Source organism: Rhizobium giardinii bv. giardinii H152 (genome assembly GCF_000379605.1).
GTDB lineage: Bacteria > Pseudomonadota > Alphaproteobacteria > Rhizobiales > Rhizobiaceae > Pararhizobium > Pararhizobium giardinii.
On the sequence record NZ_KB902693.1, the window covers coordinates 23,124 to 38,331 of the forward strand.

Annotated in this window: 13 protein-coding genes; 10 read left to right on the forward strand and 3 right to left on the reverse strand. The window is 55.0% G+C overall.

Annotation, left to right across the window (positions count from 1 at the left end; genetic code table 11):
* A complete protein-coding gene (gene rfbA / locus A3AY_RS0123875; protein ID WP_018328206.1) occupies positions 1-900 on the forward strand; it encodes a glucose-1-phosphate thymidylyltransferase RfbA in 900 nt (299 codons plus the stop codon).
* A 96-nt stretch (positions 901-996) separates the two neighbouring features.
* Here rfbA and A3AY_RS35930 read toward each other — a convergent pair whose 3' ends face one another.
* Entirely contained in the window at positions 997-3,699 is a 2,703-nt protein-coding gene (locus A3AY_RS35930; RefSeq protein WP_112864691.1) for a glycosyltransferase, read from the reverse strand.
* Between the two features lie 249 nt (positions 3,700-3,948).
* Here A3AY_RS35930 and A3AY_RS38170 point away from each other — a divergent pair, with 249 nt between their 5' ends.
* From A3AY_RS38170 to A3AY_RS0123920, 6 genes are all read left to right on the forward strand, one after another.
* Positions 3,949-5,061, forward strand: a complete 1,113-nt coding sequence (locus tag A3AY_RS38170; RefSeq protein ID WP_083926029.1) for a glycosyltransferase family 61 protein — start codon at positions 3,949-3,951, stop codon at positions 5,059-5,061.
* A 590-nt stretch (positions 5,062-5,651) separates the two neighbouring features.
* On the forward strand, positions 5,652-8,591 hold the full coding sequence (locus tag A3AY_RS0123895; protein ID WP_245275946.1) for a glycosyltransferase: 2,940 nt from the start codon (positions 5,652-5,654) through the stop codon (positions 8,589-8,591).
* 101 nt (positions 8,592-8,692) lie between these two features.
* The gene (locus A3AY_RS39365; RefSeq protein WP_018328210.1) at positions 8,693-8,839 is read left to right on the forward strand and encodes a hypothetical protein; all 147 of its coding nucleotides are present in this window, start codon (positions 8,693-8,695) and stop codon (positions 8,837-8,839) included.
* Between the two features lie 25 nt (positions 8,840-8,864).
* On the forward strand, positions 8,865-9,101 hold the full coding sequence (locus A3AY_RS0123905) for a hypothetical protein (RefSeq protein ID WP_018328211.1): 237 nt from the start codon (positions 8,865-8,867) through the stop codon (positions 9,099-9,101).
* 97 nt (positions 9,102-9,198) lie between these two features.
* Positions 9,199-9,840 carry a hypothetical protein gene (locus A3AY_RS0123910; protein WP_018328212.1) on the forward strand — a complete coding sequence of 214 codons (642 nt, stop codon included), beginning with the start codon at positions 9,199-9,201 and terminating at the stop codon, positions 9,838-9,840.
* Between the two features lie 278 nt (positions 9,841-10,118).
* The gene (locus A3AY_RS0123920; RefSeq protein WP_018328214.1) at positions 10,119-11,153 is read left to right on the forward strand and encodes a polysaccharide pyruvyl transferase family protein; all 1,035 of its coding nucleotides are present in this window, start codon (positions 10,119-10,121) and stop codon (positions 11,151-11,153) included.
* 610 nt (positions 11,154-11,763) lie between these two features.
* On the opposite strand, the gene istB is transcribed toward A3AY_RS0123920, so the two are convergent.
* Complete coding sequence (istB, locus tag A3AY_RS0123930; RefSeq protein ID WP_018328216.1) at positions 11,764-12,519, reverse strand: IS21-like element helper ATPase IstB; 756 nt, start codon at positions 12,517-12,519, stop codon at positions 11,764-11,766.
* A gap of 14 nt (positions 12,520-12,533) precedes the next feature.
* The gene (istA, locus tag A3AY_RS0123935) at positions 12,534-13,979 is read right to left on the reverse strand and encodes an IS21 family transposase (protein WP_234913231.1); all 1,446 of its coding nucleotides are present in this window, start codon (positions 13,977-13,979) and stop codon (positions 12,534-12,536) included.
* 115 nt (positions 13,980-14,094) lie between these two features.
* On the opposite strand from istA, the gene tnpA reads away from it, so the two are divergent.
* From tnpA to A3AY_RS0123950, 3 genes are all read left to right on the forward strand, one after another.
* Positions 14,095-14,466, forward strand: coding sequence for an IS66-like element accessory protein TnpA (gene tnpA / locus A3AY_RS0123940; RefSeq protein ID WP_018328218.1), 372 nt, complete (start codon positions 14,095-14,097; stop codon positions 14,464-14,466).
* Positions 14,463-14,816, forward strand: coding sequence for an IS66 family insertion sequence element accessory protein TnpB (gene tnpB, locus A3AY_RS0123945; protein WP_018328219.1), 354 nt, complete (start codon positions 14,463-14,465; stop codon positions 14,814-14,816). The genes tnpA and tnpB overlap by 4 nt, the downstream gene beginning before the upstream one ends.
* 45 nt (positions 14,817-14,861) lie before the next feature.
* Positions 14,862-15,208: IS66 family transposase (locus A3AY_RS0123950; protein WP_018328220.1), on the forward strand; the 347-nt coding region annotated here is incomplete at its 3' end.

Consider the following 15,208-nt stretch of genomic DNA (forward strand, 5'->3'; position numbering starts at 1 on the left):
ATGAAAGGCATTATATTAGCCGGTGGTAGCGGTACGCGGCTTCATCCAATGACGCTGGTCACCTCGAAGCAACTCGTGCCAGTCTACGACAAGCCTATGATTTATTACCCGCTTTCCACGCTTATGCTAGCGGGCATCAAAGACATCCTGATCATATCTACACCACACGACTTGCCTCATTTCAAACGCCTGCTCGGCGACGGTGCGGATTGGGGAATTCAGCTCAGTTATGCGGAGCAGCCGTCGCCAGACGGTCTTGCACAAGCCTATACCATCGGCGCGGATTTCATTGGCTCCTCGTCGTCGTGCTTGATCCTCGGGGACAATATTTTCTATGGCCATGGGATCACGGAACTTTTCACGCGCGCTGCCGGACGCAGTCAAGGCGCGACTGTTTTCGCCTACCATGTTAGCGACCCGGAGCGCTACGGTGTTGTTGAATTCGACGATAAAATGAAGGCGGTATCGATCGAAGAGAAGCCGGCTGCACCAAAATCCAACTGGGCCGTTACAGGGCTCTACTTTTACGATGCGGACGTCGTGAACATCGCGGCCAACCTTAGGCCGTCCGCGAGAGGTGAACTGGAGATTACAGACGTCAACCGCGCTTACCTTGAGCGCGGTGCATTGAACGTCGAACTCATGGGGCGCGGCTACGCTTGGCTCGACACGGGCACGCCCGACAGCCTTCTGGATGCGGCTGAATTCGTAGCAACCCTTGAGCGCCGGCAGGGTTTTAAGATCGCGTGCCCCGAGGAGATCGCATATCACCAGGGTTTCATTTCAAGCGATCAGTTAGAGAGGCTTGGCCAGCGACTTGGAAAGAGTGCCTACGGGAAATACCTGTTGACTCACGTGTTGGCCCAGAGCGGACAAGTTAGAATTGGTCTGGACCCATAAAATTGACCGCGTTAAAGCGTTCCGGTCGATTTCCTGGATGGGAAGTACACCTCCGCCAAGAGCCGCTGGCTGCTCGGTCGGAGGCTTTTCTATATGCTATCCAGCGGATGCGAAGTTGCCAGACAGGTTGCGAAGCCGCCACGCCTCGTCCGGGTCGATCTTTAGGATTTCATTGGCGAGACCCTTGGGATCGAGGATGTATGTCGTATCAATCCGGTAAGCCCATGGGATATCCACGACGCGTTCTGCTTGCGCCCCCAAATTGAAAACGATCACCGGAATTCCCAGTTTCAAGGCGAAGGAAAGCGTATAGCAGTAGGTTTCCGGCCAGATGCTAGGAATAAGGATGAAGTCCGGATGGATGTCGCCGAGATGACGCGCGGCCTCCTCATCCGAGGCATATTGGCCGGTGATTTGGACACCGCATTTGCGCATCGCATCATCGATGTTGCTGTAGCCGATAATGCTGTAATCGATCGGAAGCGCCCGTTCGACGGCGTCTTTTGCGAGACCTAGGATGACGTCGCTTCCCTTGTGCGGCCCGATTGCCCCGATTGTTGCGATCTTCAAGCGGCCATCTGCCGTGCGCCTTGTGGCGGCGGGCATGTCGATGGGAAGTTCCTTATGCGGAACCACGGTCACGTCGATCGTGGGAAACTCGCTTTCAAATATATCGCGGGCCGCATTGCTTGGGGAAAGAACGGATCCGGCAGCCTCAAGGAAGGTGGTATAGGCCTGTTTGCGTTCATAGGGATCACAGACATCGGCCGCGCCATGATTGCGCATGCGTGACCAGGTCCGGCGCGTCTCGATATCCGGCACACCGACATACATGCCGTCAGGGCGGATGAGCTGATAGGCATGCGAAATCGCCGAGTAATCGTGGATCACATAGGAAAATTTGGCCCCCGATCTCTGGATGATCTCCAGCATCCGCTTGTGGTTGAACCAGTCCAGCCCGGCAAAGCTGTTGACGTGGATGCGGCTGGGCTTGCACTCCTTCAACAGCAGCTCGACGAAATCCTGTTCGGTGCGCAGATCGATGCCGGACAGGTTCGGTGCGTAAATCCCGGTGACCAGGCTCGTTTCGACCGAAACCGAGTGGCCGTCATGGACCCTGAGGACGAAATACGGAATGGATCGGCTGTCGAGATCATCCGCAATTTCCGAAATATAGGTCTCGATGCCGCCGCTCCAGGCATGGGTGACGATGACCTCGCAACCCGCCGCATTGGCCGCAAGCCGGGCGAGATCCAGGCGGCGACGGCCGTAGCGCGCCGGGTCCGCCCAGACATGGCTGCCGACAAGCTGCGAATAGTTCGGATGCTTTGCGTTCAGGGCCTTCTGTCCGGCGTTGAAATTCGCGTCCTTGCTTGCGGAAAACGAGACGGCGCCGACATGAAACGCAAAGACGTCGCAGGCGATGAGATTCTTATATCCGGCATTGAGGGCCCGCATGCAGAAATCGTTCTCTTCGCCATAGCCGACTTTGAAGGCGACGGCGTCCAACGCCCCAACCGTATCGATCACCGCACGGCGCATGTAAAAACAGAAGCCGACGCCCGTTGGCGTTTCTACAGACAGGCCTCGGTTTATCTTGGCCGCCATGGCATCCAGATTTTCGGGCGAAATTTCCAGGGACAGATGATTGTCTCGATCGTTCACCGGATAGCTGCAGATGGTGGCGTTGCTCGACAGCGGCGTGATGGTCGCGACCTTTGGATCGCTGTCCGCGTGGGCCAACAGTCGCCCAAACCAACCCGGAAAAACATAGGCATCCGAATTGAGAAGGATGACATCCAGATCTCGCGTCAGCTGCGAAATCGCAAGGTTGACCGTCTGGACGAAGCCGCGATTCACATCGCTTTCGTGATAGTCGAACAGCTGACGCTCGGCCAGCAGGCGCAATTGCGCATTAAGCGCCGCGTCGGGGCCATGATCGTTGACGACCAGAAGGCTGTAGTTTTCGCCATGCCTCGATTTGAGGGCGAAATAGACCGAGGCCAGCGTTTCGTCATACCCCTTGTAAACCGGCAGGACAACGACCGCGCGCGTCGCGTCGTTCAACACGGCTGCCGGAACGGTGTCCCACGCGTCGAGGGACGGTGCGACCGGCTCGAACCACTTCGTCGTTCCCACAGGATTGCTACGATAATTGAGCGCCCGGCCATGCTCGGCAAAATGAACGACCGGCAAAACCCCGCGGCGCAAATCTTTTCGATATTTCCGGACATAGAATTCCGCATCGAACAATGCGGACGGAAACCGGTTTTCCTTCCAGCCATAGAGCATGTAATGCGCGAGCGGATCGATGCCGGCCAGCCGTACGTCCGGGTAGGTTTTAATATAAAAATCGAGATCGAGTTCGGCCCGGACGCCTGCCAAGGTTTCGCCGAAATCCTGGGTGGTGCCGGTAATGGACTCTAGGTCGGCTTTCGCCGGGCCGTCGGGGGCGAGTGTGAAGGATTTCAGGAAGGCGTCGAACCTGTCGAAAAGCTGGTCCGGCTTATTCAGAAGATGTCCGAGGTGAAACCAGGCGTCGGCGCTTCCAAGGTCGGCCGCGCGGCGATAGGAAATTTCCGCGTTTTGGACATCGCGCAATTCTTTGTGGCAATGGCCAAGCTGCACCCAGATCTCAGGGAGATCAGGGTCGAGCAACAGCGCCTGCTCATATTGATGGATGGCGCCATGCCATTGTTTTTCTGCATTCAACCGGTTCCCGGCCGAAACAAACTGCGTCACTGTGGCGGGAGCCTGTTTCAAGCGGCTCAGGTTTATTTTTGCGAAGAAATTTGTCACTCTTACCTCTTAAACGCCGAGCCTTATAAGAAAAATCTGTTTTGACGGCCACACTTTTTTGCAAGAGGTATGACCCATATTCGATTTTGTTAGGTCTTGGCAATTTCTCTCAAGGCGGCCGGTGAAGGTGACGAACTCTTGCCATGAGCTTGGTCGAGACATGAAATTCAACAACTCTTGCGGTTGGGAAATACGCGCGCTATGGACGTGCAGGAGATCATCAACGTCGTGTGGAAATGCTAACTGAGATTGGTTGCGACACGGCTGCTTGTTGGTAATTCACATTTTCTCAAGCTCAAGGCGCTTTGGGTTGAAATGGTAGAAATCGTTGATATTAGGCATATACATCATGTGAATGTAGCCGTTGTCGAGTCCCCGCAGTTTTTGGCCCCTCATCCACACGTTGTTAACATAGACTTTATTCCGCAGGATATTCGTGATGCCATGCGAGGAGCTTGGGATGCTGATCACTTTGCGCCTAGGCTGATATCAATCGACAAAGTTTTCGATGTATTTGTCACTGCTGAAGGCCTAGTTTTCACAAGTGACCATCGCATAATTGCCCAGACCGTCACTCAGCATTCCATTTCCGAACAAGAAAATGCACTGGGTTTAGTCAAGAGTTTCTCGCCTGTAGTCCTGATCGATACATCGTGCGTCCTTATGCGAAAGCGTGGTGACAATAATTACGGTCACTGGCTCGTTGAAGTTCTTCCAAAGCTAGCTTTGGCACGTTCACAATGTCATGTGTCAGGCTTAGCCATTCCCGCCATAAAAGGTCCAATGCAATCTGTGATTCACGATTCATTGACGCTTGCCGACAAAATTGGCACTACGCCTCGCTTCGAACTAGAAGCGAACAAAGTGACCTTTTTCAAAGAATTGATCTTGGTATCGGGAGCTACTGAGCATGGTTCCTATATGTCGCCTCTCATGGTTCGGGAAATCGACCATATGACTGCGAATATTGAAGGGATCGATATGAGGCGACTGTTCGTATCGCGCCGTGGCGCGGGCAGAAACCTCGCAAATCAAGACGTCATAGAGCGCGATCTGGTAAGGAACGGTTTCTTTGTTATGCATCCGGGGGAAATGAATTTTATTTCTCAAGTTAAAGCTTTCAAAAACGCTGAGATTATTGTCGGCGTGATGGGTGCGGGTATGACAAATATAGTATTTGCAAACAGCGGGGCAAAGGTAATCAATTTAAGCCCAGCGACAATGCCGGATACTTTTTTCTATTTTTTATCAATAATCAAAAGGCATGATTATATCGAGTTAAGAGGCCAAAATTTAAATAATACAACGTCATGGGACGAGCAATTTACCATCGATTCCAATTTGATAAATTCCAAAATTTAATTTTTGGACGTTTAGAAAAATCACTTAAAGTCCTAACTTGGATGCATCCTAATACAGAAATTCGCATTATGATTGCTATGGCTTTCCATTATCGGCCTCCTCTCGACTAGAATATCTATACGAAACTGTTCGAGCAATTTGCCATTTTCTTGTCATTGAAATTGATTTTCATTTGTTTACAAACACTTCTATTCAAGAAATTGATGTAAATAAATCGTTACTATCGGATTTAAATGCCACTTTTCCCGAGTTTCTGGGTTTCAAGCGAGGGCTGCATATTCATACAATTCAGGATTTGGCAGATCCCCAACATCTGACTTGGAGCCATAAACCGTCAATTATCAATGCTTTTAACGCCGGTAATCCGCGTAGTGGCAAATGAACCCAGAAAGGGAATGGACATTTAGATGAATTTTGATGCGCCTAGCGGCGGATTGAGATCGGGCGAATAAGCGTATTTTTAATTAATTTTAAAAAATATGTTTGGTTCTACGCATCCTTTAGAGAAAACATTGTCTCGCCTTGACTTTGGCTGGCAGTTGCGAAAAACACGTGCGACGCAGCAATTGTTAACAAGGGCTTCACGAGAAATGCACTTTTGTCTTATTACGGAAGAATTTCAAGGATTGACCTGGGGCGGTGGCATCGGCGTCTGTTTTGCCGGCCTTGCAAAGAGCCTTGCATCCCGCGGCCACAAAGTCGACGTTGTCATAACAAACGATGCCTCTGTTTCACAGTCTTTCAAGCAGATGTCTGCAAGCTTGAAAGATCAAGGTATCATCGTACGGTCTCTGATCGAGATCAAGAATGACGACATCAAGCCCGGACTTCATCGGGATCACATCTTGAAGTCGTTCGAGATTTCTCAGTTTCTGTTGAACAACCATTACGATTGCGTTCATTTCCACGAATATCTGGGCCTCGGCCTCTATACGACCATGGCCAGGCACCAGGGCCTGCTACCCAATACTATCGTGGTCACGCAAACCCACGGCAGTACGGAATGGGTACGACGGCACAATATGTTCCTTCCCGATATTTCCATACTCGAAATCGAAGGCATGGAACGGCGACAGATCGAGCAGTCGGATTTCGTCGCAAGCCCCAGCCAGTACATGCTGGATTGGTATGCGGAAAATGGGGTCAAGCTGCCGGCAAACGGCCTGATCAATTGGTTGCTGCCGCGATGGCTGGAAAAGACCGAAACGCCGGTCGAACTGACCACGCGCCCGATTGCGCCGGGTCAACTCAAAGAGCTGATTTTCTTTGGGCGACATGAGCCGCGCAAGGGGATCGAAATCTTCGTGGAAGCCGTCAAAAGGCTGTCGGGCAAAGTGGATCTCGATATCACCTTCCTGGGCCGGTTCGACATGATTGATCGGGAAAATTCCGTATCCTACATCCTCCGTCACCTGCGAGACTTCCCAGGTCGCCTGACGTTCCTTGGGGATTACACGCAGGATCGGGCACACCGCCTGATGCTGCAGCGTCCCGACGCACTCTGCGTCATGCCATCGCTGATCGAGAACAGCCCCTGCACTGTCGGCGAAGCCTTGACGTTGGGGCTTCCCTTTCTCGCGTCCGACGTCGGCGGGACACACGAGCTTATTCGAAACGAGAGCCGCGACGATGCGCTGGTCAAGCCTGTCGCGTCCGCACTGGCGGAAAAGATTCTAAAGATCGCAGAGCACGGTCAGCCGGCCGTAAGCGCGGCTCTGGACCCCGTTCAAATTGCAGACCGGTGGGAGAAGCTGCATGCGGATCTCCAGGCCACAATCCCAGCGCGCGTCGCGGCCGACGACAAGCCCCTCGTCTCTATCATCGTCACGCACTACGAGCGGCCCGACCTGGTAACGCGGGCTGTGGAGCATCTGTTTGCGCAGACTTACGAAAACATAGAAATCATTCTCGTGGATGACGGCAGCCCGCGAAGCACGACGCAGGCAAGGCTGGACGAACTGGAGACAAAATACGGCGGCGAGCGGTTCCGAGTGATCCGCTCCGCCAATCGTTATCTGGGCGCCGCACGCAATCTGGGCGCTAGCCACGCGCGCGGGACATATCTTATGTTCCATGATGACGACAACATTGCCGAGCCTCAGGAAGTCGAGACCTTCGTCAAAGCGGCCTTGACCGGCGGTTTCGAAATCCTTACCGCCCAGTCGTTCATATTCTTTGATCACGACCATCCGGAACTGGGGAAAATAGAATATTTCCCGATCGGCATCGGTGGCGATTTCTCGTTCTTCCGCAATCGGTTCGGTGACGCCAATGCGCTGATCCTTAAAGAGACATTTGACCGGGTCGGCGGCTTCTCGGAGCATTACGGCGTGGGATGGGAGGACTGGGAGTTCTTCCTGAGAGCCCATGTTCATGGCGCGCGCATGGGCATCGTTCCGGTCGCCTTGTTCCGATATTTCGCGTCCGGCACCGGAATGCTGGCAAGCGGCTTGCCAAGGCTCAACAATTTCCGGATTTTCGACGCCGTCCGCCACATGAAACCGGTGCTGAGTGCCGATCTCCTGCAACTGGCTCGCCGGGACGAAGTCGGCCAGCAGATTCTGGACCGGACATGGTGGGGCTTTGAGAAGATGGAGTTTCGCGACATCCATCGCAAGATCATGGGATTCGAACCCAACTCGGATGACGCATTGATACTGCTGGTGGAGCTTGCATTCAATCTGGGGCGCATCGACGATGCAGTCGCACTCGGAATGACCAAAACCGCAGCGCGCCGCGAATTGGCAAAGATCGTGTCAGCATCTGTTCTCAACAGGGCGGTTCGCCCGCGGATGCCGTACATAGCAGAACACTGCGACGTACCTGAAGACGACGACATCGATGCCTATCGGCTATCCGGCTGGATTGCCGGGCCCGACATGCTGCCTGTGCAGATTGTCGGGGCAACGATCGGGGACACCTATTTCCGTGTCGTTTCGCTGAAGGAAGTTGTTCGATATGACGTATATGAGGCCTACGAGCGGTGCGGGCTGCCGAATGTCGGCTTTGATGCCTATCTGCTTGCTAGCGAACAGCCGATGCCCGACACCGATGGTGTGGGGGCGCAGCGCATGAACTTCCATGGCGAAAACGGCAAAGGCGATATTACGCTTTACTTGCAGCACGACAATCCCGCTGCCTGCGTCGGCTGGCTCGAAGCTCTGTCGGATCTGGCGGTTTGCCACATCGATCGGCCGAATGCTCCGGCTCGATCGGCCACGGCTCGGCTTGAAATCTGCGTCTCCAACAATCCGAAGGACATTGTTGCGTTGATCGGCGCCCGATCCATGCCCCTGGTTGCCATGGGAGACGGTTACTTCGACGCTAACGTCGACATGACGTCCCTATCGACGGACGACGCTGTAATCCGCCTGCTTTCGCCAACGCGCCTCTTTATCCTGGACGCGGTGATTTATCATGCGCGAGGCGATGTCCTGTCGGAGAGGGCTTTAGCGTCGCATGCTGATATCTCGCCGACAGACCGCGAGAACGAACGCAACCGTGCAGACACAGGCGTGTCTGCTGCATAGCCGGAATTGCAATGTAATGTCAGGACGGCTCGATTGTAGGCACAGTTGTGTTCTTCACCGAAAGTGACCTACGAAGACGGTGTCAGGAAAGGGCAGGCTTTATGACCGCAGAAAACGTTATTGTCGATGATTCCCCATCGGCGAAGTCCATGGCTTCATGGAGCAAAGGCATCAAGCACGAACTCGGGTTCTGGAAACATTGGCTGGCTGCCCGCGCCGGGGGCACTGGCATTTTGAAAAGCGATTGAAGCCCAACAAGGCGGTTGAAGGACTTTGATTGAAATTTTGGCCCAGTTCAATTTCACCGAGCGGGACGGTGACTTCATCATCTGGAACAAAAACCAGAGTGTGAATGTCGGACAGTCGCTTTCGATGAAGGCGACGGTCCAAACCAGACGTTACGATGGCAAGATCGGCGTCATCATCACCAAGGCGGTCGCTTGTTGCGCATTACGGCAATCAGGCGATGGAAAGCCTCTGACAGTCGACCAGAACCGGCGCGGCTTTTGAGGCACCTTTCCACGCATATGTTAGACAGACGCCGAAGAATCCGCACTAAGGATTGTCAACAGGAAAATCTTGAGATGTCGGAAAAGGGAGTTTCGATATGGAAAACTGGGCGCATGCCTTTGAGGCCATCGGCGACAATTGCGAATTCGGCTTCATGCAGCAGAAAAAGGGCGTCGATGAAGGCGCTCTGTTAAAATGGTGCCGGATCATGGCCTATCAGGATCTCCTGACCTTTCTGGAAGCGCCGCAAGCGGCGTTTTACCAGCGCGAAAACCTATCTCCGACATTCGACGACATGCTGTGCGATGCAAGTTCGGGAATCCTGTACCACACAGTGCTGTACAGCCGCGAGGAGAATGGCGAGCGGCAATTTAACGCGCAAGGCGATGAGTTCGACAGGATCTATGCGGCCGAACTCGAGAAGAAAACCTACATGTACAACAAGTTCTTCGACGGGCTCAGGGGCGCGGAGAAATTCTATGTGTTCAAGATGAACGGCACGAACGATGTGGCGATGGCCACGGAAATCGGTGCTTGTCTCGCCACCTTCAATCCTCAGAACCGCCTCCTCTATGTCACAGATGAGAATGCGCAACGCATCGGAACGGTCGAGAAGCTGAACGACAATACGTATCGCGGCTATATTCAGGCGCTTGCCCCCTATTTCCCGGTAACTGATGCCAAGCTCGAATACTGGGAGCCCATGTGCGACGAAGCCTTGCGTGTGATGCGGGCTTAGAGCAGCACGTTGCCATCCTTCTGCTGTCCGGAAAAGATAAAGGAACTCTGAGATGACATCGGGCAATGCACATTGCATTATCACAGGCTGCTGGCCGGCCTTTCGGAATATGCGCAATCGAGCAAGACTGCCGAGGTTGCCGACGATCCGCGGCTGATCGTCTTTTCGACGGAAATGTTCCAGGGAAGCCGCCGGCGCGTCGGGGATATGTGGATCGCCTGCCGGCGTTTTGTAGGCTCTTGGTGGTCGGAGAAATTGAGACAAGGCGGGGAGAGGCAATGAAAGTCGGTTTTTTCACTGATACATTCGATCAGTTCACGTCTTTGGATGACAAGTATGGTACGGTCTCGTGGAACACAGGCAACATCCTTTTTCTTGAGGCGATCAAGAAAACGATCGAATGCGATATCATCCATTCCTGGGACGACTGGAAAATGGAAGATTATGACGCATTTATCACGACCGATTTGATTTGGATCCAAGAGAGCACCGAGCCATCTGGGCGCCTATTAAATCGCATCAAGGTTGCCAAGGATCGCCCGATCATACCAATAAGCGTTGGCCTCCAGGCTCACGAATTTGACCCGAACTTCACACTGCATCCCCAGATGCTGTTTACCCTTAAGGAGATAGAATCTAACTGCACGTTGGCGGTTCGAGGCGAATACACTGCCGAAACGCTGCGGCGTCACGGCGTGAACAACATCGAGGTCATTGGCTGCCCGTCGATGTATCAAATCCCTTTCTACTCCGACAGCTTAGATTTCCTTAATAAAACCCCGTCTGTGGATTTTGTGACAGCGAACTATCGTTCTTTCTATGGGGAACTGAACCCCACTGATCACCAGAGGCTGCATTACATCGCAACACACTGCCATGGTTTTTCCGAACAGACGCTTCTAGCATTGACCCCGACATTAATGCCTGACGAGAAAGTCAGGCAGTGGTTCGACCGTCATACGCATCTGTTCTTTGACCTAGAATCATGGGTGCGTCACGATAGTCGATATGACTTCAGTTTCGGGCTGCGTTTTCACGGCAATGTAGCGGCGATTTTGGCTGGCGTGCAGTCTTTGTTTCTTACCATCGACAGCCGCACCAAAGAAATGACCGATTACTTTGCGCTACCATCCATTAGCGCTGAGAGTTTTTCTATTGATGAACCTTTAATCGAACACGCTCAGCGGACTGATTACGCGCCGTTCCTGAACGTCTACAAAGAACGACTGAATACCTACACTAACTTTCTTCAGAAGAACAACCTCCGGCTCACGAAAGACTATAGTGATCGCCTTTCGTTGTTCCAGTGTTAGCTAGCCCTAGAGTGCCCGGCGCATAATTTCATGCCAGCGACCAACCGGTGAAATTTCCGGGGCCATTGCGATAACGCCGGTATCGTACTGGGGTTCCTGATGGGAACGCCGTCTCACATGTCTGGATAGCATGAACCCCGTTGGGCCAGACAATCTGCGTACCAAACCATCCGCCAGCCCCCGGCGCATTGGCCGCGTCGTAGCAGGTGAAAAACCCGTTTTGCAGAGGCACATCGTTACAGTGTTACAGTCTGTGACAACTCCGGCTAAAGGCGCAACGTTGCTGGAGACACCCAATGCGGTTCTTGCGAGTGCCGGGTTTGCAGTCAGATATGGAGCGGTGTCAGTCATGTTGGTGTGGACGGCCCCCAGCACGGCATCGATGTGCCAGAATGAGGTCGTTGAAGATCTCAAGCAAAGGAGACCGTCCGTGGAACATATTATTCGAATTGGCATGGATACTTTGCGCATTCCGATGATGCCGGACGGCTATTCCAATGTGAAGCCGGACATTCGTTCCAATTTCATGCCGGACACGATTCCGATTTGAAGTCGGACAGTTGGGGTGCCTCTGGGTCGTCAGGTTTTTTGACGTGAAGCGGCTTGGCGGTCAAGCCTGAGTTGTTTCAGCAGCGGTCACGGAACGTTGCTTTCGCATGCTCTCGCCGGAAAGTTCGATGCGGTAGGCATTGTGGACAAGCCGGTCGAGGATGGCGTCGGCGATCGTGGGATTGCCGATCATGTCGTGCCAATGTTCGACGGGGACCTGGCTGGTTACAATCGTGGACCGTTTCTCATAGCGGTCTTCAACGATCTCCAGGAGGTCGCGCCGTTGCTCGTCGCTGAGTTTCTCCGGCCCCCAGTCATCAAGGATGAGCAGGTCGGTTCTGGCCAGCGCCTTGAGGACCTTTGGATATCGGCCGTCGCCACGCGCCAAAGCAAGGGTGGCGAAGAGCCTGGGGAGGCGATGATAGGCGACGGAGAAGTCTTCGCGGCAGGCCTTGTGTCCGAGAGCGCAGGCAAGCCAGCTCTTGCCCACGCCGGCTGGCCCGATCATGAGCAGGCTGTGACGCTGCCGGATCCAGTCGCATCCGGCAAGCTTCAGGAAGAGATTGCGATCAAGGCCGCGGGTGGCGCGGAAATCAATATTCTCGATCTGGGCGTCATGGCGGAGCTTTGCCGCCCGAGCCCTGGCCTCGAAGCGCTTGTGACGGCGTGAGGTGGTCTCTCGCTCAAGAAGAAGAGCGAGCCATTCACCATGCTCGAGGTGCCTGGCTTCCGGTTGCGTGTCGAGCTCCTGATAGGCGCTTGCCATGCCGGAAAGGCCGAGTTCGCGCAGCATGTCGATGGTGGGATTGATCAGCATGATTGGGTGTCTCCTCAATGAAAGTAGCCGGGACCACGCAGGTTGGCGTGTTCGATGACGGCGGCCGGTTCGGTGGACGGTTTTTTGCCTTTGTAGGTGGCGATGAGCGAGGTGATGGTCTTGCAGTTCAAACCGCCGATCTCGACAGCGCGTGCTGAAACGGCCTCGGCCTGGTCGTGGCCGATATCGCGGTAAAGCCGCAGGATCCCCAGGCATGTTCTGAAGCCTTGTTCCGGATGCGGTCGGCTGGCGAGAATGGCGATGATCAGCCCTTCGGTCTGCTGCCCGATGGACGCGCCCCATCGCCGGAAGCGCTCCGGCGTCCATTCGGCATAGCGGCGATGTGAACTGGGCATATGCGCGGGGTCTGTTCCGTAACGCGGGCCACCATAGCGGCGCTGATGCACCGCGACGCGTTTGCCGCGATGGAAGATCTCAATCATCCGAGCGGTCGCCCGGATATCGACCTGCTGGCGGATGAGAGCGTGCGGGACCGAATAGAAGAAGCTCTGGAATTCCACGTGGTAATCTGTCGACACCCGCGCCAAGCGCCATTCGGCGAACTCGTAATGCTCGGTGGGCAAACTTGCGAGTGCTGCCTGTTCGACCGTCTCAAACAGGTGCCGACGACTGACGCCCAACCGGCGCATGACATGATTGTTGATGCGCTCCAGCATCTCGGCGATCGCGGCGTTGGCCTCGGCGAGCGAGAAGAAGGTCTGCTTGCGAAGACGGCCGAGAATGCAGCTCTGGGCGAACCGCATGCCATTCTCGACCTTGGCCTTGTCCTTCGGGCGTCGCGGCCGGGCTGGCAGGACACCGACGCCATAGTGAGCAGCCATGACCCCGTAGCTGCGGTTGATCTCGGGATCGTAGAAGCTGGCGCGGCTGACGCCGGACTTCAGATTGTCCGGCACGATCAGCCGGGGCACACCGTCGAAGAAGCTGAACATGCGCACATGCGAGCCGATCCAGTCCGGTAGGGTCTGCGTCCAGGTGGCTTCCGCGTATGTGTAGCTCGACGCGCCGAGCACGCCGAGGAACAGTTCCGCCTCGCGGATCTCACCGGTCTTGCGATCGACGATCGGCACCTTCTTGCCGGAATAGTCCACGAAGACCTTGTCACCAGCGACATGTTCCTGGCGCATCGTCGGCGACAGGCGCTTCTCGAAGCCGCGAAACAGCTCGCAGAAGCGGCTATAACCATACCCATCCTGATGGACGCTGCGATATTCCTCCCACAGGATCAGCAGCGTCACGCCGGGCTTCTTCAGCTCGATGGAAAGTTCGGCCCAGTTCGGCTCCTGGCGTAGTCGCTTGCCCGGCTTGACGCCGGCGCGGGTGAAAAGCCGATGCTCCAGAGCATCGTCTGTCAGTTCTCCTGGCAATGGCCAGTTCAGTCCGGCAGCTTTAGCCCGATCCAGGTTGTCTTGCACCGTGCTTCGGGCGATCCCGAGCATTGCCGCAATCTCGCGCACGCTTGTTCCACCGTACGCATCCGAGGTGGGCCGCCTTGTAGGAACTGTCGGATCTGGCACTGACTGTCCTTATTGACGTCAATACGGACAGTGCGGAATGGAACGACTTGAGATTGTCGATAGCGGCCGGCGGCGACGCTTCAGCAAAGAGATGAAGCTGCAGATTGTCGCTGAGAGTTATTCGGAACCTGGCTTGTGTGCGACGACGGCGCGGCGACATGGAATATCGCGTTCGCAGTTATATGAATGGCGCCGGCTCGCACGAGCGTGGCAGCTGGATGTTGCGTCGCCTGTCGGCGGCTTTGTCCCGGCGCTGCTTGTTCCAGAGATAGAGCCGGCAGCAGGGTCATTGCCGGACGCCGGCCGGATGGAGGTTGTCAGCGCCAATGGTCGCCGTGTGATCGTGGACCGCGATGTCGACGTTGAGGCGCTGCTTCGGATCATGCGCGGACTGGAGGCGCTGCGGTGAATCCGTTTCCGATGGGAACAGGGGTCAAGGTCTGGCTTTCGACGGGGTATACGGACATGCGCTGTGGCTTTCCCTCTCTGGCGCTTCGGGTGCAGGAGGTTCTGAAGCATGATCCGCTGTCAGGGCATCTCTTCGTCTTCAGGGGCCGCAGATCGGATATTTTGAAGATCATCTGGCATGACGGTTTGGGTGCCTGCCTTTTTACCCGGCGGCTGGAGCGAGGCCGGTTCATCTGGCCGAATGTGGAGGGCGGTGCGGTTGCGATCTCACCGGCGCAGCTGTCTTATTTGTTGTCCGGGATCGACTGGCGCAATCCGCAGGAAACCTGGCGTCCGACACGGGTCGGATAGCATTATTCCATTGAAATTACAGGGAGAATCTGATCGAATGGCTTCATGACTTCGAAGCCTGCCGATCTTCCTGCGGACCTTGCGAGCGCCTATCTGGCGCTGCTTTCCGAGCGTGAGATGTTACAGGCTGAACGTGATGTCGTTGTTGCCGAGCGCGATACCGTCGTCGCCGAGCGGGACATTGCGGTGGCGCAAGCCGCCAATGCACAGGCCATGCTGTCGGACAGTGAGGCCTTGATTGCCAGTCTGGAGCTGGCGATCGAAAAGCTGAAGCGCGAACTGCGCGGCCGGCGATCCGAGCGCACGGCGCGCCTGATCGACCAGATGGAATTGCAGCTCGAAGAACTGGTGATGGCGGCGACGGAGGATGAAGCCGCAGCGCAGGCGGCTGC